The organism is Centipeda periodontii DSM 2778, assembly GCF_000213975.1.
Classification (GTDB): Bacteria; Bacillota; Negativicutes; order Selenomonadales; family Selenomonadaceae; genus Centipeda; species Centipeda periodontii.
In genome coordinates this window covers 762749-781800 of record NZ_GL892076.1, presented here as the reverse complement: position 1 = coordinate 781800, position 19052 = coordinate 762749, and the positions used below count along the sequence as shown (strand labels likewise).

Here is a 19052-nt window from a genome sequence, read left to right as displayed (position 1 = left end):
AGCACAAATTTATTGTTAATGGAATCACTCGTCCAACAAAAATGCCGCGAACACCTCATTGCCGAACTTCATGCCCGCATCGGTGAGCGCAACAAACCCATCTGCGCGGCGGAGCAGTCCGAGGGCGATGTATCTCTGAATCACAGCACGATAAACGTCATCAATTCCTACGCCAAATGTGCGTGCAAAGTCTTCCTCATCAACCCCCTCTGCCGTGCGCAAGGCGAGGAATGCGTACTCCTCCATCGCATTATCTCGTGTGTGCTGTGTGTCCTCGGGAATACGGACGCTTCCGCCCGCACGCATGGTACGGATATAGGCGCGCGTATTGCTCTCATTCCCCCAGCGCACGCCGCCCACATAGCCGTGCGCTGCGGCACCGACACCGAGATAGGGAACATTGCGCCAATAGCCGAGATTGTGTCTGCTCTCATAGCCTGCGCGTGCGAAGTTCGAGATCTCGTAGCGTGCGTAACCGCGTGCGGGCAGTTCCGCCATCAGCCAGTCATACATCTCCTCTGCCGCATCCTCGCTCGGCAGAGCAAGTCTCCCCGCCGCCTCTGCCGCCGCAAACGGCGTGCCCTCCTCAACGATCAGCCCGTATACCGAAATATGTTCGGGCGCGAGCGCAAGCGTCTCATTGACACTCTGCCTCAGATCGTCGAGCGTCTGTGTCGGCAGCCCATACATCAGATCGAGGCTGATGTTCGTGAAGCCCGCCGCGCGTGCCGCGCAAAATGCCCGCTCCGCTTCCTCTGCTGTGTGAATGCGTCCGATGGCGCGCAGCAGACGATCGTCAAAACTCTGCACGCCGAGACTGAGACGGTTCGCGCCCGCCGCCCTGATGCATGCGAGGTACGCCTCGTCCACCGTGCCTGGGTTCGCCTCAACGGTGCACTCCACGGGCGTTCCCGCCGTTTCGATCAGTGTGTGCAGGATGCCCTCAAGCAGCGCAGCGGGCAGCGCGGTCGGCGTGCCGCCGCCAATGTAGACGGTCGCCGCATCGCCCCGGCACGCACGAAGCGGCGGCACCTCGCGCAGAATCTCCGCCCGAAGCGCCGCCGCATAGTCCTCCATCTCCGCCGTATTTTTCCCTGAGGCGGCAGAGATGAAGTCGCAGTATGCACATTTTTTCACGCAGTAGGGAATGTGGGCGTAGATGCCCCACGCTCCCTCACGCACGTTATTCATCAATTTTCAGCACCGCCATAAACGCTTCCTGCGGAAGCTCCACGCTGCCGACCGCCTTCATGCGCTTCTTGCCCTCCTTCTGCTTTTCGAGCAGCTTGCGCTTGCGCGTGATGTCGCCGCCGTAGCATTTCGCGAGCACGTCCTTGCGGCGCGCGCGCACGTTCTCGCGCGCGATGATCTTGCTCCCAATGGCAGCCTGAATGGGGATCTCGAACATCTGCTGCGGAATGATCTCCTTCAGCTTCGTTGCGAGCTGGCGGCCGCGCTGGGCGGCGCGGTCGCGGTGCACGATGGTCGAGAGTGCGTCCACGGCGTCGCCGTTGAGGAGGATGTCGAGCTTGACGAGATTGCTCGTCTGATAGTCGATGAGCTCGTAGTCGAGCGAGGCATAGCCGCGTGTCGCGGATTTCAGCCGGTCGAAGTAGTCGTAGAGGATTTCGTTCAGCGGGATGTGGTAGATGACCATGACGCGCGTTGCGTCGAGGTAGTCCATCGTCTGGAACACGCCGCGCTTTTCCTGCGAGATCTCCATGACCGCGCCGACGTAGTCCTTCGGCACGATGACGGTCGCCTTGACGCACGGCTCCTCGATGTGATCGATCTCGGTCGTCGGCGGGAGATCTGCGGGGTTGCTGACCTCCACCATGTTTCCATCCGTGCGGTAGACGTGGTAGACGACGGACGGCGCCGTCATGATGAGCCCGAGGTTGTACTCGCGCTCGAGGCGTTCCTGAATCACGTCCATGTGGAGGAGTCCGAGGAAGCCGCAGCGGAAGCCGAAGCCGAGTGCAATCGAGGTCTCCGGCTCAAAGACGAGTGCCGCATCGTTGAGCTGCAGCTTTTCCAGAGCCTCGCGGAGGTTGTCGTAGTCCTTGCTGTCCTCGGGATACAGCCCGCAGAAGACCATCGGAGTGACGCCGCGATAGCCCGGCAAGGCTTCTGTCGCAGGACGCTCGGCGCTCGTCACCGTGTCGCCGACACGGACGTCGCGCACATCCTTGAGCGCCCCCGCAATAAAGCCGACCTCGCCCGTGCCGAGCGCGCCCGTATCGACGGGCTGCGGACGGAAGCAACCGACATCCGTCACCTCGAAGACCTTGCCCGTCGCCATGAGCTTCAGCTTCATGCCCTTCTTTATGGTTCCCTCTTTTATGCGCACATTTGCAATGACACCCTTGTACGGGTCGAAGTAGGAGTCGAAGATCAGCGCGCGGAGCGGCGCTTCGGGATCGCCCTCCGGCGGCGGGATGTAGGCGACGACGGCATCGAGGACTTCCTTGATGCCAAGTCCCGTCTTTGCCGAGGCGAGGACGGCGGCACTCGTGTCGAGTCCGATGGTGTCCTCGATCTCTGCCTTTACGCGGTCCGGTTCCGCGCTCGGCAGGTCGATCTTGTTGATGACGGGCACGATCTCAAGATCGTGCTCCAGCGCGAGATAGACGTTCGCAAGCGTCTGCGCCTCCACGCCCTGCGCCGCATCCACGACGAGCAGCGCACCCTCGCACGCGGCAAGGCTGCGCGAGACCTCGTAGTTGAAGTCGACGTGTCCCGGCGTGTCGATCAGATTCAGCTCGTACATCGCACCGTCCTCGCCGCGATAGTCGAGGCGCACGGTCTGCGCCTTGATCGTGATGCCGCGTTCGCGCTCGAGATCCATGCTGTCGAGCACCTGCGCCTCCATCTCGCGCTCGCTGAGCGTGCCCGTGTACTCGATGAGACGGTCGGCGATGGTGGATTTGCCGTGGTCGATGTGGGCGATGATGGAAAAATTGCGGATATGCTTCTGCTCCATTGTGTCTCCCTCGATTTCTTCCTTTATACAATCACATCGAACACGTCGCGCTGCGTGTTTGTGACAAAAATCTCAATCTCTCCGCGCTCGGACGCCAGCTCTGCACGCAGGTGCTCGGCAAGAACGGGCAAAACGGGTGCCTCCGTGCCGAAGTGCCCGGCGTCGATGATGTGCATGCCCTGCTCGACGGCGCGCTGCGCGTCGTGGTACTTCACATCGCCCGTGACGTAGACATCCGCACCGAGGCGGACGGCGTTGTCGATAAAGTCCGCCCCCGCGCCCCCACAGACGGCAACGCGGCGCACAGGGCGCGCGGCAGTAGCGGCGAGACGAACGTGGGAAACACCGAGGCACTCCTTCACCGCGCGGGCAAAATCCTCGATGGAGGTGGGTGCGGGAAGTGTCCCCACGCGCCCGATACTCTCGGTGGAGCCGTCCTCCTGACCGGTGATAACGAAGGAGGACAGCTTTTCCAGTCCGATCTGTGCGGCAAGCACATCGTTTACGCCTCCGTGCGCCACATCGAGATTCGTATGAGCCGCCGCAACTGCAATGTTGTGCGTAAGGAGGGCGGCGAGACGACGTCCGAGCGGGAGATCAGTGCGCAGCTGCTTGATGCCGCGAAAGATCGCGGGATGATGCGCGACGATCATGTCGGCGCGGCGGTCGATTGCTTCTTGCGTAACAGCATCGTCCACATCAAGAGCAACAAGGACGCGACCGACCTGCTGTGCATAGCTGCCGACAAGGAGGCCGGGGTTGTCCCAATCCTCCGCGAGACGGCGCGGCGCGATGCGCTCAAGCGCGTTCATGATGAGCTGACAGCTGAGCATGGGCGTCCTCCTTTTCCTCAATATAATGCAAGCATCGTCCGCAGCGCAGCAAGCAACGATACCGTTTCGCGATACTCTGCACTCTGCCGTGCCGCAGCGCTCGTATTCATGCCCCCTGCGGCACGCGTGAGCTTCGCGATCTTGCCCTCGATATGCGCTTTGAGCAAAGGATCGCGCTTTTCAAAGAGACGTGCACCGATATGGAGCAGCACGTCGTCGGGCAGCTCTGCCGCACCGTGCTCGGCACGGATGATCTCATAGAGATGTCCGCCCGCGCGTGCAAGCGTCTCATCGACAATATCCCAGCCGTTTTCATAGAGCCAGCGGCGCAGCTTTGCCGCACCGTTCATGGGCTGGAGGACGAGGGTCTGCACGCTCGTGAGGACAACAGGCGCACCCGAAAGGATTTCTGCGATCAGTGCGCCGCCCATCCCCGCAATGACGATGGACTCCGCCTCGCCGGGCGTAAGCACGGAGAGCCCGTCCCCCTGCCGCACGTCGATCTCGCGCGTGAGCCGCTGTGTCAGGGCGGTGCGTCGCGCCGCCGCACATGCCCCCGCACTGAGGTCGCCGACGACGGCGCGCCGCGCGATCCCCTTCATGACGAGGGTTGCGGCAAGGTAGGCATGATCGGCACCGATGTCCGCAAGCGCCGTCCCATGCGGCACAAACGCGGCAATCGCCGCAAGCCGTGCATCGAGCTGCATCTCTTCTCCCCTCTCCCATAATGCTCAGACGGTATCTGACTGCGTGGGGCTCACACCACAGATGATTTCACATAGACATAAGAAAGGAGTGTAACTGCTGCGTTACACTCCTGTTGTTGCAAATGGCTCCTCGAACTGGACTCGAACCAGTGACATTCTGATTAACAGTCAGACGCTCTACCGACTGAGCTATCGAGGAATGTGTCAGACATGCGTATTATAAGGGCTATACGCCGCCTTGTCAAGGGAAATATTGCTTGTGCATAAAAAACATGCGTGTTATAATCAAAACAGGCACTGCCATACGGTAGGCGGTTAGTCCCCTTGGAAGGGGGGCGATGCTTATGACTCTTTACGATTTTTTAACAGTCGTGTTTCTCATAACGATCTGTGTCGTAGCCTTAAGGGCATAAGAGAACCCGCCTGCAGGTACCAACTTTAGGCGGGTAATCTTACCTAATACTGAGTTCGGGAACTGACCGTTTTACCGGCAGTGCCCCTTTTGTATGCTTATTATACGATATTTCTCCGCACGCGTCAACTACTCCAAGAAATCCCGCAACACCTTGCTGCGGCTCGGATGCCTGAGCTTTCTAAGTGCCTTTGCCTCGATCTGGCGGATGCGCTCGCGCGTCACGCCGAAGCTCTGTCCGACCTCTTCGAGTGTACGCGAACGTCCGTCCTCGAGTCCGAAACGCAGCCGCAGGACATTCTTCTCGCGGTCGGTCAACGTCTCCAGCACTTCTTCAAGCTGTTCGCGCAGAAGCATAAACGATGCCGCCTCTGCGGGCGCGGGTGCCGCCTCGTCCTCGATGAAGTCGCCGAGGTGGGAGTCCTCCTCCTCGCCGATCGGCGTTTCGAGCGACACGGGCTCCTGCGCAATCTTCATGATCTCGTGGACGCGCACGACGCTGATGCCCATCTCCTTCGCAATCTCCTCGGGGCGCGGGTCGCGTCCGAGCTCCTGCAGGAGTTGACGCGAAATGCGCACGAGTTTGTTGATCGTTTCGACCATATGCACGGGAATGCGGATCGTGCGCGCCTGATCGGCGATCGCACGCGTGATTGCCTGTCGTATCCACCACGTCGCGTAGGTACTGAACTTATAGCCCTTGCTGTAGTCGAACTTCTCAACCGCCTTGAGGAGTCCGAGATTGCCCTCCTGAATGAGATCGAGAAAGAGCATGCCGCGTCCCACATAGCGTTTTGCAATGCTCACGACGAGGCGCAGGTTTGCCTCCTCGAGCCGATGACGAGCCTCCTCATCCCCCGCCTCCATGCGCTGTGCGAGTTCGACCTCCTCCTCCGCAGTCAGAAGGGGCACATGCCCGATCTCCTTGAGATACATACGAACGGGGTCATCGAGGGATATCCCCTCGGGGACGGAGAGATCGATCTCGACCTCCTCCTTCTCAGGAGGGTCATCATCGACGGGTTCTTCTTCCGTCGCCGAAATCTGCACATCGTCGACAATTTCAACACCCTCGTCGCTGAAACGCTGGTACATATCGTCCATTTCGTCGGGGGACATATCCTGTTTTTGCAGTGCGTCAATGAGCTCGCCGTACGTCAGCGTCCCGCCGTTCTTCTTACCTTTGGCGAGCAGGCGTTCTATGATCTCGGCGCCCGGCGCTTTTTTCTGCTCCGCCCCCTCTGTCATAGTGCGCTCCTCCTATCATGTATTCGTGAGACGATCTTGTCTCAAAGATCAAAATTTCCCTGTAATTTGCGCAGACGTACGGGGTGCCGGAGCTTCCGAAGTGCCTTCGCCTCGATCTGGCGAATGCGCTCGCGCGTTACGCCGAAACTCTGCCCGACCTCCTCGAGCGTGCGCGAACGTCCGTCCTCGAGTCCAAAGCGCAGGCGCAGCACCTCCGCCTCACGCGGAGCGAGCGTCTTGAGCACCTCCGAGATCTGTTCCTTGAGCAGCATCATGGACGCTGCGTCGGCGGGATCCAGCGCAGCCTCATCCTCGATAAAGTCGCCGAGGTGGGAGTCCTCCTCCTCACCGATCGGCGTTTCGAGCGACACGGGCTCCTGCGCGATCTTCATGATCTCACGCACGCGCGCGGTACTCAGCCCCATGTGCTTCGCGACCTCTTCCGGTATCGGATCGCGTCCGAGTTCCTGTAGGAGCTGCCGCGAAATGCGGATGTATTTATTGATGGTCTCAACCATGTGAACGGGAATGCGGATCGTGCGTGCCTGATCGGCGATTGCACGCGTAATCGCCTGCCGAATCCACCACGTCGCATAGGTACTGAACTTATAGCCCTTGCTGTAGTCGAACTTCTCAACCGCCTTGAGGAGTCCGAGATTGCCCTCCTGAATGAGATCGAGAAAGAGCATGCCTCGTCCGACGTAGCGTTTTGCAATGCTCACGACGAGGCGCAGGTTTGCCTCCTCGAGCCGATGACGTGCACTCTCGTCGCCCGCCTCCATGCGCCGCGCGAGCTCGACCTCCTCCTCTGCCGTCAGCAGAGGAACACGACCGATCTCTTTGAGGTACATGCGGACGGGATCATCAAGCGCAACTCCCTCGGGCACGCTGAGGTCGATCTCAATCTCCGCCTCGTCCTTATCCAGTTCATCGACGGGTTCGAGAACGTCATCATCGCCGCCCTCGTCAACCACCGTATCGTCAACAATCTCAATGTTGTCATCGCTGAGCCGCTGATAGAGCCCATCCATTGCGTCGGGGGTCATTGTCCACTCGACAAACGCCTCGATGAGTTCTCCACAGGTCAGTGTGCCGCCGTTTGCCTTTCCCTTTGCTACAAGCTCATCCAAATTTCCCATTCTGTGCATATCTTCCCGTTCCATGCGTACTGCTGCCGTCTGCATGATACCCCCTCCTTTCAGTTCGTAGTATTATCTAATAAAAAATATCATTTAATATATCGTTGCGAATGTATAAATACTAAAGTGCTTCTCGAAATTACGTGTGCGGATTTTCACGGGCGATCTCGTCTTGAATTCTCTTTACTTCGTTTAATTCGTCAATGTATCCCGCTTTTCCTTCTTGCAACAGTTCCTCCGCACGGCGTGTGTGTCGAGCCAATTCGGCCGTGAGATATGCCCTCCGCAGCGTACCCAACGCCTCGCGATAGGAGTCCGCCGTATGCCCCTCCTCCACGAGTGCGCGAGAGAGCTCAGCCCCCGCCGCTGTAGGTTGAGCAGCGATAAAATCCGCATCGAATGCACCGCCTGCTGCATGGTGTTTCTCCATCGCGCGCAGGATTTCACCGATGCCTTCATCGGGAAAATGCGCGAGCGGAATCAAAGATAAAATTTCAGTGAGAAGCGCAGAATCGCGCCAAAGAGCCGCAATGACCTCACGGCCGGCACGGCGCAGCACAGGATCCGAACGATGCGTGGGGACACGCTGTGTCGCTGCGGATGACACAGGCTCTGCTCCGCCGTGCCGCAGGAAGGAGCGCAGGGCATCCGTCACCATGCCCTCGTCGAGGAAGAGCTCTGCCGCCGTCTGCCGCACATAGGCGGCGCGCGTGATCTCATCGAGCTCTGCGAGCACGGGCAGCATTTCTCTGAGTGCTGCGCGGCGCCCCTCCACCGTGTCCGTCATATGCGTGCGGACATGGCGCAGACGGAACACAGGCGCAGGAACAGCTGTTTCTACGAGTGCACGAAGCGCCTCCGCACCGTGTGTGCGGACATACTCATCGGGATCCTTGCCGTCGGGCAGAAGGAGAACACGCACCTCTGCCGCACGGCCACGTACGGCAGCGAGTGCGCGCAGTGTCGCCTCCTGCCCTGCGGTATCGCTGTCATAGCAGAATACAATGCGCGGCGCACGGCGCAGGAGGATCCCTGCATGATCGCTCGTGAACGAGGTGCCGAGCGTTGCAACGACATTCGTCACGCCCGCCTCCCACGCGGCGATGGCATCCATATAGCCCTCAACCACGATCGCACAGCCCTCGCTCGCAATACTGCGATGTGCACGGTCAAGACCGAAGAGCAGCCTGCGTTTGTTAAATACGGGCGTTTCCGCCGTATTCAGATACTTCGGCTGCGCGTCACCGAGCGCGCGCCCGCCGAATCCGACAATGCGTCCGCGCTCATCCGCGATGGGGATGATGACACGATTGCGGAACCGATCGTAGACGCCACCGCCGCGCTCCCGACGAACGGCGAGCCCCGCCGTTACAAGAATGTCCTCCGATATGCCGCGCTTTTGGAACGCATCGGCGAGCTTTGACCACGCGTCGGGCGCAAAGCCGATGCCATAGCGCGCGATCGTCTCCTCCGTAATGCCGCGCCCCGCAAGATAGGCTTTTCCAGCCGCACCGTAACGCGTCATCGTCAGGCAGTTGTGAAAGAAGTCGCGTGCGAGTGCGTTGACCTTCCTGAGATCGTCGAGCTCCCTGAGACGTGCCTCCTCGCGCGGGTCGCGCTTGCGCTCGGGCAGCGGGATGCCCAGCTGCTCCGCCTGCCGCTTGATCGCCTCGAACGGCGTGATCTGCTCGATGAGCGAGATGAATTTGAACACATCGCCGCCCGCGTGGCAGCCGAAGCAGTAGAAGAAACCGTCGGCGGGCACGACGGAGAACGACGCTGTCTTTTCGTTGTGGAAGGGGCAGCAGCCCCAGTAGCGGTTGCCCTTGCGCTTCAGCGGAACGTAGCCCTGCACGACGGCAAGGATGTCGGTCTGCGCGCGCACCTGCTGCACAAAGGCCTCCATCCTTGGGTCACGCATAGGTATCTCCTTTTATATCGGCTTGATCGTCATCTGATCCACGGGCGGGATGTAGATCTCGCGGAAGAGCGACACCGCGAAGCTGTCCGTCAGCCCCGCCACATAGTCCACCACGCACTGCTCACGCCCCCACTTCTCCTCTCGATCCCGAAACTCCTGCGGGAGCGTATGGAAATACACGGTGAAGTGATCCATCAGCGCACGCAGAACGAAGCCCGCCTGTGCACGCTCGTGCGCGAGCGTCTTGGAGTGGTAGATGCGCTCAAACATAAATGCACGAAACGCATCCATCACACGCTGTACGGGCGCCGAGAGCGTCGCATCGCCGCGCGCCTCCGAGGTGACGATCATATCCGACACCATGCTTGTAATCATGGCAGAGGTGTCCGTACCAAATGCGTCGCGCACCTCGGCGGGCAGTTCCGTGGGCGTCAGAAGACCTGCGCGGATGCTGTCGTCATAGTCATGACAGAGGTAGGCAATACGATCGGCAATGCGTACGATCCGCCCCTCGAACGTGGTCGGCATCCCCTTGCCTGTGTGGTTCAGGATCCCGTCGCGCACCTCATTCGTGAGATTCAGTCCATGCCCGCCGCGCTCAAGGATCTCGACCATGCGCAGACTCTGCTCGTTATGGGCAAAATGTCCCGTGATCTCCTCCATGACCGCCTCGCCCGCATGCCCGAACGGCGTGTGTCCGACATCGTGCCCGAGCGCGATCGCCTCCGTCAGATCCTCATTCAGCTGCAGCCCGCGCGCAATCGTGCGCGAGATCTGCGCGACCTCAAGGCTGTGCGTCATGCGCGTGCGGTAATGATCGCCCGCGACGATGTAGACCTGCGTCTTGTGCTTGAGCCGACGGAACGACTTGGAGTGGAGGATGCGGTCGCGGTCCCGCTGGAATTTCGTGCGGAAGGGACACTCCTCCATTGGATGGCTGCGTTTTGCTTTTGCACTGCGCGCAGCCAGCGGTGAAAGGAGTGCGTTCTCCTGCGCCTCAAGCCGCTCCCGAACGGTCAAGGCTGCCACCTCCCGCCTATTTGATCACCATGACGGGGATCTTCGACTCCTCGATCACCTTCTGGCTGACGCTGCCGATGAGAACCCCCTTGAGGAGGCCGAGCCCGCGGCTGCCCATGATGATGATATCGCTCCCCTCTTCGTCCGCGACTTCGAGAATACCCCTCGCGATGTGCCCGCTCTTGACGTGCTTGCGCGCCTTGCGCTCGTCCGACAGCTTCTCCCAGATGCGGTCAAAGACGATGTGGCTCGGAATGTCCTTGTTGATGTTGCTCGCAACATAAACGAAGTCGAGCTCCGCATCGCATTTCTCCGCAAAGAAGATCGCCTCATCGACCGCCTTGCAGCCATTGACCGATCCATCGACCGGAACGAGAATCTTTTTGATCTTGCTCATCCTAATCCCTCCTAATCACGTTTTAACAAGAAACATTTCCTAAGGTATCAGTATATTTCGATGATTGAAGGGGGAAATCCTCTCTCTGTGAAAAAAAAGTATATGCCTATAACATCCCCTCTTCGGAAAAGCTGAAAAACTCCGCTCCTCCGAGAATCACATGATCGGTGACGGGGATGCCGAGCAGCGCGCCCGCCTCCTTGAGGATGCGCGTGAGGCGATGGTCCTCGGTGCTCGGTGCAGGGTCGCCGCTCGGATGGTTGTGCACGAGGATGATGTGCGCCGCTCCGCAGCGGATCGCCGGCTCGAACACCTCACGCGGATGCACGAGCGTATTCGTGAGTGTGCCGACGGACACGTCCGCGACCATCAGCACCTCGTTCTTCGAACTCAGCGGCAGGACGAGAAAGTGTTCGCGCTTCTCCGCAGCGAGGCGCGAGCGCAGCAGCTCTGCCACATCCTGCGCCTCGCTGATACGCGGGCGGCTCTTCGCCGTACGCTGTGCACGCCGTCCAAGTTCGAGCGCGGCGAGCACGGTCGCCGCCTTTGCCATGCCGATGCCCGGGATGCGTGCAAACTCCGCACAGGGCATCGCGAGGATCTCGGAAAGCCCCGTTTCACGAAACCGCGCCACAATCCCGTGCGCAAGTTCCAGTACATTCTCGCCCCGCCGCCCCGTCCGCAGGAGAATGGCAAGCAGCTCCGCATCACTGAGCGCCTGTGCACCGCGTTCGATCAATCGCTCACGCGGCAGCTCGCCCGCAGGCAGATCACGCAGATTCATCGCCGCCCTCCATCGTGATGCCCGCCTTCCGTGCCAGCGTCGCAACCGCATGGAGCGGCAGTCCGACCACGTTTGAGAACGAGCCGTGCATCTCCTCGATGTAGATCGCCGCACGCCCCTGAATCGCGTACGCGCCCGCCTTGCCCATCGGCTCGCCCAAAGCGACATAGGCGGCGATCTCCGCCTCCGTCATCGGCGCAAAGCGCACGATCGTCTCTGCCGCGTCCGTGTACTCGCGCCCGTCCACAATCCACGCAATCCCCGTAAGCACGGTATGCTGGCGCCCCTCGAGCTGCGCAAGCATATAGCGTGCCTCGGCGGCGTCCTTCGGCTTTCCGAAGGACTGCCCGTTCAGAACGACAGCAGTATCCGCACCAAGAACGGCGTGTTCCGGGTACTCCTCCGCCACCTTGCGCGCCTTCATCAGCGCATTGCAAATCACAGCGTCGCGCGGCCGCTCCGCATCCTTCACCTCATCGACGGCGGGCGTGATCGAGACGAACCTTGCCCCAATCTGCCGCAGGAGCGCACGCCGCCGCGGCGATGCTGACGCAAGTATAAACATAGGCTCTCTCCCTTTTCTTGTGGGACAAAAAGAGACACCGAAACTGTGTCGGTGTCTCTCACACATTTCTGTAGAATTGATTCGCCCCCGTGTGGGGATTTTCCTGCCAATGATTTACAACAAATACCGCAGATACACATAGACCGTCGAGAGCACGATGGTCAGAATCATCAGCGGGAAGCCGATCTTGAAATAGCGGATGAAGCTGATGTGCACGCCGCGCTCCGCCGCCATGCCCGCCACGATGAGGTTTGCCGATGCGCCGACGAGCGTTCCGTTGCCGCCGAGACACGCGCCGAGTGCGAGCGACCACCAGAGCGGCTCGAGGTTCGTGATGCCCATTGTGCCCATGTTCTGAATGAGCGGGATCATCGTCGCAACGAACGGGATATTGTCGAGCACGGACGAGATGATGGCACTCATCCATAGGATCAGCAGCGCCGTCGCCGTGAGGTTGCCACCCGTCGCCTCCACCGCCGTCTCCGCGAGCTGCGCGATAATGCCGACCTCAATCAACCCGCCAACAGCAATGAAAAGACCAATAAAGAAGAAGATCGTCGGCCACTCGACAGAGTGCATCGCCTTTTCCACCAGATGCTCACTGCCGCCCGCGAGGAGGAGCAGCAGGAAGCCGCCCGTCAGAGCGATCAGCGACGACTCGATGTGTGTAAAGGAGTGTGTGAAAAAACCGAGGATCGTAAGCCCCAGCACGAAGAGCGAACGCTTCAGAAGACTGTGATCCGTGATCGCCGTCTTCTCGTCCATCTGCATCAGCTCCGCCTGCAGTTCCGGCGTCGTGACGAGGCTCTTACGGTAGATCGCAGACATGATGAACAGCACGACCGTCATACAGATGATCGCAATCGGCGCGAGATGCTCGATGAACATGACGAAGGTCAGCTCCTTCACCGCGCTGCCGATCATGATGTTCGGCGGGTCGCCGATGAGCGTCGCCGTGCCGCCGATGTTTGACGCGATGATCTGCGTCAGAAGATACGGCATGGGGTCGAGCTTCAGGATCTTCGTGATACTGAATGTCACGGGCACCATGAGGAGCACGGTCGTCACGTTGTCGAGAAATGCGGAAAAGACCGCCGTGATGATGCAGAGATAGACGAGAATGCGGCGCGGCTCCGCCTTCGCCGATTTTGCCGCCTTGATCGCCACATAGTCGAACAGCCCCGTTTCCTTCGTCACACCGACGAGCACCATCATGCCGACGAGCAGCCCGAGCGTCTCAAAGTCCACATGATGCAGTGCGGCCTCCTGCGAGAGGATGCCGAGCAGCATCATGAGCACCGCGCCGATCATCGCAGCGACCGTGCGGTGAATCTTCTCCGAGACAATCACCATATACATCACGACAAAAATAATCCCGGCCAATGTTTCCATTCAAGCGCCTCCTTTTTGAACCGAATCCTGCACGCGGTACCACAGTCTACCGCAGTGCGCAACTTTGTTCATTTTATCACAAGATTTGAATATGTGACAAGTTTTTTTCAACGTACAATTTTATACGCACACAAAAGGAGCAGCAATATAAGGTCAGATTGCCTCGTATCGTTGCTCCTTGTGTCATTGGATATAAAAGCACTCCCCGTTCAAAGCGCCCCCTCCCCCGTGTCGAGCGGTCAACGTCAACCAATCACACTTCGCTAACGCTTGTGTTCTTGGGACGTTTTCCCATACGACCTGTTGCCCAATCAGCTTCGTCCTACGGACTTGCTTCTTGGACAGGTCAGCAACGGGGGAGGCTTGGGGAAACGGCATATCAGCTTCCCCCGTCGCTACGGGGGAAGTGGCACACCGAAGGTGTGTCGATAGGGGCGCCGGCAGCATAAGTGACTCTGATTCGATAGATGACCTATACCGCTCCGAGAGCCCCTCAGTCAAGCCGCAGTCCCTCGATGAGGAGATCGCGCGTAGGTGCGAAGCGATAGAATCCAAGAATCTCAGCGGGAATGGGACGCGGCATGCCATAGAGGTAGACGAGCCTGCTGTACCCATCGTCGAAAATAGGCTTCGACTCCTGTATGAGCGAGGCGAGGACGCCGCCTGTGACAGGCATGACGTTGACGGTAAAGGCACGCGCATTCCCCGGCGCCTGCGTGATGCGGTAGTTGCCGACGACACCGTCTGCGACGCCGACCGCCCTGCCCGTCACGGCGTAGCTGCCCGGCGTATTCGTATTCGTGACCGCGCTGCCGAACGTGATGCCCTGCGCACCGAACACGGACGCATCCTCGCCCGCAGCAAAACCGTCCGCCCGTCCCGTAAAGGAGGGCAGCGCCTCCCCCTGCGTGGCAGTCTTGGCATCGGCGGTCAGCGTGAGTTCGCGCGGCGTGATCGCGCCCGCCCCCTGCGCGGTACTCACGACACTGTAGTTCCCCGCATCCGAACCTCCGAGAGCTAGCCCTGTGTAGTCAACGGTGGCTGCCGCAGCGACGTTCTTGTCGTTGTAGGTCGCACCTGTGGCGGTCGCTGCTACGCTGTCGCTCGCGACGACATTGCCGAGCGTTGCGCTGAACTGTGCGGCGTCTGCGGCGGTCGTGCCGTCGTAGGTCTTCGTCTGCGCCGCGACTGCGCCAAGGGTCAGCGCACGCTTCGTGATCGTACCCGTGCCCACAAGGCTCGTGCGGTTCAGCACATAGTTCGCCGCGCCCGTGCCCGTGAGCGTCAGCCCGCCAAACGTGACGGCTTTATCTCTGGCGGCATTCTTGTCGGCGTATGTGCCTGTGACGGTATCAAGTTCGATGTCCGCGCCCTCGCCCGTAATGAAGCCCGTGAGGCTGTAGTTCCCATCCTTCGTGAGCGACTGCGTGACGTTCGCCGTACCATCGTACGTCTTATCAAAGCGTGCGCCGCTCGTGAGCGCGAGGTTCAGCTCCTTCGGCGTGATCCTGCCCGCGTTCTCAAAGGTCTTGCTCGCCGCAAGCGTATAGTTCGCCGCGCCCGAACCCGTGAGCGCGAGGTTCCTAAACGTGACGTTCTGCCGCGCGCCCGCCGCCTGTGCATCCTTCGTCGCGTACGCGCCCTGTGCGGCGGATTCGTTCAGCGCGACAATGTCCGTGCCCTCGCCCTCGACCACGCCCGCAAGCCGATAGTTCGTACCGCGCGCGAGGTTCTGCGTCACGGTCGCATTGCCGTCATACGTCTTGGTGAACTGCGTGCCCGCCGTCCCTTCGAGCGTCAGCGCCCTCTTCGCGATGTCGCCCGTTGTCGCGAGGGTGGTCGTAGAGAGGGAATAGTTCCCCGCGCCCGCACCCGTGAGCGTCAGCCCGCCAAAGGTCACAGTTTTGCCCGTGCCCGCGTTCTTGTCCGTGTATGTCCCCGCGCCCGTGATTGTGATTCCTGCGCCCTCACCGTCTGCAAAATTCGTGAGGGTGTAGTTCGTCCCCTTCGTGAGCGACTGCGTGACGTTTGCATTCCCGTCATACGTCTTGTCAAAGCGCGCGCCGCTCGTGAGTGCGAGATTCAGCTGCTTCGGCGAAATCGTGCCTATGCCCGTGAGCGCGGTCTTGTTCAGCACATAGTTCCCCGCGCCCGTGCCCGTGAGCCGCAGCCCGCCAAAGGTCACGGCTTTGTCTGCGGCGGCGTTCTTGTCGGCGTATGTGCCTGTGACGGTATCAAGTTCGATGTCCGCGCCCTCGCCCGTAATGAAGCCCGTGAGGCTATAGTTCCCATCCTTCGTGAGCGACTGCGTGACGTTTGCATTTCCATCGTACGTCTTGTCAAAGCGTGTGCCGCTCGCGAGCGCGAGATTCAGCTCCTTCGGCGTGATCCTGCCCGCGCTCTCAAAGGTCTTGTTCGCTGCAAGCGTATAGTTCGCCGCCCCCGAACCCGTGAGCGCGAGGTTCGTAAAGGTGACGTTCTGCTGCGCGCCCGCCGCCTGTGCGTTCGCGGTCGTGTATGCGCCCTGTGCGACGGATTCGTTCAGCGCGACAACGCTCGTGCCCTCGCCCTCGACCACGCCCGCAAGCCGATAGTTCGTACCGCGCACGAGGTTCTGCGTCACGGTCGCCGTGCCGTCGTATATCTTGGTGAACTGCGTGCCCGCCGTCCCTTCGAGCGTCAGCGTCTTCCTTGCGATGTCGCCCGTTGTCGTGAGGGTGGTCGCAGAGAGGGAATAGTTCCCCGCGCCCGCACCCGTGAGCGTCAGCCCGCCAAAGGTCACGGTTTTGCCCGTGCCCGCGTTCTTGTCCGTGTATGTACCTGTGACAGGTGCGAGTGCGATGTCTGCGCCCTCGCCGCTTACGAAATTCGTGAGCGTATAGTTCCTGTCCTTCGTGAGCGACTGCGTGACGTTCGCCGTGCCGTCATACGTCTTGTCAAAGCGTGCGCCGCCCGTCAGTGCGAGATTCAGCTGCTTCGCCGTGATACTGCCCGCCCCCTGCGCTGTCGTCGCGGCGAGACTGTAGTTCCCCGCGCCTGTACCTCCGAGCGCGACTCCCGTGTAGCTCACTTTATTTGCCCCAGCGACGTTCTTGTCGTTGTACGCCGCGCCCGTGGCGGTCGCCGTTACGCTGCCTTCCTCGCCTGCGACGATATTGCCGAGCGTCGCGTGGAACTGCGCGGCGTCTGCGTCGCGCGTGCCGTCGTAGGTCTTACTCTGTGCCGCAACTGCGCTAATCGTCAATGCGCGCGGCTTAATGATCGCGCCGCCGATGAGGTTATAGCCAAACTGGTCACTGTAGGCATCGTATGTGCCGACATCCTTCCCCGTATGGACGAGGGTGATGTGCGGGTCCGTTGTCGCAAAGACATTGCCGTCGTAGACTTTCGCAAGGCGCTTCGTGCCCTTCATCAGACCCGTGAGGAGGGGCGTGGTCTTGCCCTCATAGATGCGCCACGGCAGCCCCTTGCCGCCCTCGGTCGCAACGACGGCGTTGCCGTTCGCGTCCTTCCAGTCCGTGTATGTCGCCGCCAGCTTCATATCCGCCTCGGGAGCGACCTTGACATCCGTCACGTCAGTCCCATTGCTCGATGCGCCGACCGCCTGCCCTGCACTGCCCGTCTTCGATACGGCATGGCGAATGCTGCCGCCGTCTGCCTCCCCCACAATGCCGCCGACCTTCTGACTCCCTGCGACCGTCCCCGTATTCCATACATACCGAAGGGTGCTGTTCTCCATCGCCCCCACAATGCCGCCGACCTGCTGACTCCCTGTGACCGACCCCGTACTCCATGCATTCTGAAGGGTACTGTCCGCTATCGCCCCCACAATGCCGCCGACTCTCTCATTCCCTGTGATCGCGCCCGTATTGCAGACATTCTGAATCACAGCAGCCTCACGTGCATATCCCACAATACCGCCGGCGCTATGACCTGTCCCGCTGACTGCGCCCGCATTCCATGCATTCTGAATGCTGCCGCCCCACGCACATCCCACAATGCCGCCGACGATCTGATTTCCATTGACCCTGCCGGCGTATGAAACGTTCCGAATCACAGTGTCCTGTGCATATCCCACAATGCCGCCGACCGAGTCGTGCCCCTCCACATTGCCGTCCACAAGGGAGAGATTCTCAATGCGTGCCCCGACGGTGTAGCCAAACAGCCCTTGAGTATTCTCATTCGGACGATTGATATACAGCCCCCGCAGCGTGTGTCCCGCGCCGTCGAATTGTCCCGTAAATTGCGTGCGATAATCTTCTCCAATCGGAAGGAAGCCCTCTATGCCATACACAGTACGATTCCATGTATTTGTGACACCTGCGTCGATGTTGCCCGCGAGGATGTATCTGCCGTCCCGTTTCGCATTGATATTCTGCAGGTCGTAGACATCATGCACGCGCATATAGTCATAGTCCGTATGCGCCGTGCCGCCGAGGTTCGTTACCTCCCATCCGCGCCCACTTGCAGATTTTGCGGTGTTCGGATTCGCATAGTCATAGAAGCTATGCTGCACAGAGCCGCCGCCCTCGTCGAAGTTCGCCGTCGCTCGATTGCCGACATCGTAGCCGATATGCGGCGTCTGTGCGCTGCGAATCGTGACGTTCGCCCCCGTGAGTGCCGTGCCGTTTGCGTCCGTGACCGCATCCGTGTTGAGGACTTTGACGTTCTTGCCCTCGATGTAGAGTTTGCTCGCCTTTACCGTGCCGAGGTTCAGCACGTCGCCCGTCTGCGCGGTGGCGGAGAGGGGGCTTGTGCCGTTTGTCTTGAATGTATTCGTTGCTGCGGCAATATCATCGGGCTTCGCCGTCGAGAGGTAGAGCGCGCCCGTATTGACCTGCGAGCCTGCGGCAAAGAGGATGCCGTGCGGGTTCACGAGGTAGACGTTCCGACCGCCCTCGAGCGTGCCGTAGATGTTCGACGCGCCCTCGCCCGTGACGAGGTTCAGATAGTCCTTTGTCTGGCTGCCGCTGTCGAAGCGTACCTTCTCGCCCGAATCGACGGAGAAGTCCTCCCATCGGAGCACATTGTGCTCGGTCTTGCCCGTGATGTCCATGACCGTGCCGCTCGTGGAGATATTCGCCTCCCCCGCATTTGTCGGGGCATTTGCGCCCTCGATGGGCAGCGCATACGCGTGCGGCACGGCAAACGGCGCGGCGATACTCCCCGCAAAGAGCGCACAGAGGAGTGTGCGGTGCAGATGTGCATTTGATGAGGCTTTCATATTGCGACTTCCTTTCTGATATTGTCCCATAGCTTCCGCATTTTTTCTTTATATTATAGCATTTTTATAGAGGTATCACAAAAATTTGCAGAAAGTGACAACATCTTACACGAAAGTGATGTGTTTCATCGCGTCAGAGCATCGAAAACGCATAGCAAAAGGGGGCTGCCGCACGAGTCAAAATGACTTCGTGCAGCAGCCCCTGTTTGTGTTGGCGCTCCAAGAGTCTGTATTCTTACCGCCGCAGACTCGCCCCGTTCGTCGCAATAACGTCCCTATACCACGCGAACGATTTCTTGCGATACCGCGCCGCCATGAGATCCGCCTCAAAAGCAGCACGCATCGCCTCCACGCGCTGCGCGCTCATCGAGCGAATCAGTTCCTCTGCATTTCCCTCACTCATGATTGTTATCATCCTTTCTCTTCC

At 60.0% G+C, this 19052-nt stretch carries 14 protein-coding genes and 1 tRNA gene; all 15 read right to left on the bottom strand.

All coding sequences use genetic code 11. From position 1 onward, the window contains the following. Window positions 1-24: 24 nt before the first annotated feature. Complete coding sequence (gene hemW / locus HMPREF9081_RS03440; RefSeq protein ID WP_006305593.1) at window positions 25-1191, bottom strand: radical SAM family heme chaperone HemW; 1167 nt, start codon at window positions 1189-1191, stop codon at window positions 25-27. Continuing rightward, the gene (gene lepA / locus HMPREF9081_RS03435) at window positions 1184-2983 is read right to left on the bottom strand and encodes a translation elongation factor 4 (protein WP_006305592.1); all 1800 of its coding nucleotides are present in this window, start codon (window positions 2981-2983) and stop codon (window positions 1184-1186) included. The genes hemW and lepA overlap by 8 nt, the downstream gene beginning before the upstream one ends. 23 nt (window positions 2984-3006) lie before the next feature. Continuing rightward, window positions 3007-3816 (bottom strand): Nif3-like dinuclear metal center hexameric protein, encoded by an 810-nt coding sequence (locus HMPREF9081_RS03430; RefSeq protein ID WP_006305591.1) that lies wholly within the window; start codon window positions 3814-3816, stop codon window positions 3007-3009. A 17-nt stretch (window positions 3817-3833) separates the two neighbouring features. Then, window positions 3834-4523: a tRNA (adenine(22)-N(1))-methyltransferase gene (locus tag HMPREF9081_RS03425; RefSeq protein WP_006305590.1), complete on the bottom strand. Its 690-nt coding sequence runs from the start codon at window positions 4521-4523 to the stop codon at window positions 3834-3836. Between the two features lie 123 nt (window positions 4524-4646). Further along, window positions 4647-4722 (bottom strand) — tRNA-Asn (locus tag HMPREF9081_RS03420). A gap of 342 nt (window positions 4723-5064) precedes the next feature. Further along, on the bottom strand, window positions 5065-6183 hold the full coding sequence (rpoD, locus tag HMPREF9081_RS03415) for an RNA polymerase sigma factor RpoD (RefSeq protein ID WP_006305589.1): 1119 nt from the start codon (window positions 6181-6183) through the stop codon (window positions 5065-5067). Window positions 6184-6224: 41 nt separating this feature from the next. Beyond that, the gene (gene rpoD / locus HMPREF9081_RS03410) at window positions 6225-7367 is read right to left on the bottom strand and encodes an RNA polymerase sigma factor RpoD (RefSeq protein ID WP_006305588.1); all 1143 of its coding nucleotides are present in this window, start codon (window positions 7365-7367) and stop codon (window positions 6225-6227) included. 94 nt (window positions 7368-7461) lie between these two features. Further along, complete coding sequence (dnaG, locus tag HMPREF9081_RS03405) at window positions 7462-9243, bottom strand: DNA primase (RefSeq protein ID WP_006305587.1); 1782 nt, start codon at window positions 9241-9243, stop codon at window positions 7462-7464. Between the two features lie 12 nt (window positions 9244-9255). Next, entirely contained in the window at window positions 9256-10263 is a 1008-nt protein-coding gene (locus tag HMPREF9081_RS03400; RefSeq protein ID WP_040394404.1) for a deoxyguanosinetriphosphate triphosphohydrolase, read from the bottom strand. A gap of 16 nt (window positions 10264-10279) precedes the next feature. Further along, window positions 10280-10660, bottom strand: a complete 381-nt coding sequence (locus HMPREF9081_RS03395) for a universal stress protein (RefSeq protein WP_006305585.1) — start codon at window positions 10658-10660, stop codon at window positions 10280-10282. A gap of 106 nt (window positions 10661-10766) precedes the next feature. Further along, window positions 10767-11444 carry a RadC family protein gene (gene radC / locus HMPREF9081_RS03390; protein ID WP_006305584.1) on the bottom strand — a complete coding sequence of 226 codons (678 nt, stop codon included), beginning with the start codon at window positions 11442-11444 and terminating at the stop codon, window positions 10767-10769. Further along, window positions 11431-12009 (bottom strand): Maf family protein, encoded by a 579-nt coding sequence (locus tag HMPREF9081_RS03385; RefSeq protein ID WP_006305583.1) that lies wholly within the window; start codon window positions 12007-12009, stop codon window positions 11431-11433. Before HMPREF9081_RS03385 ends, radC begins: the two co-directional genes overlap by 14 nt. A 114-nt stretch (window positions 12010-12123) precedes the next feature. After that, window positions 12124-13401 carry an ArsB/NhaD family transporter gene (locus HMPREF9081_RS03380; RefSeq protein ID WP_006305582.1) on the bottom strand — a complete coding sequence of 426 codons (1278 nt, stop codon included), beginning with the start codon at window positions 13399-13401 and terminating at the stop codon, window positions 12124-12126. A 493-nt stretch (window positions 13402-13894) separates the two neighbouring features. Beyond that, complete coding sequence (locus HMPREF9081_RS03370; protein WP_040394400.1) at window positions 13895-18625, bottom strand: beta strand repeat-containing protein; 4731 nt, start codon at window positions 18623-18625, stop codon at window positions 13895-13897. 235 nt (window positions 18626-18860) lie between these two features. Next, window positions 18861-19028 (bottom strand): hypothetical protein, encoded by a 168-nt coding sequence (locus HMPREF9081_RS03365; RefSeq protein WP_167535605.1) that lies wholly within the window; start codon window positions 19026-19028, stop codon window positions 18861-18863. Window positions 19029-19052 lie beyond the last annotated feature (24 nt).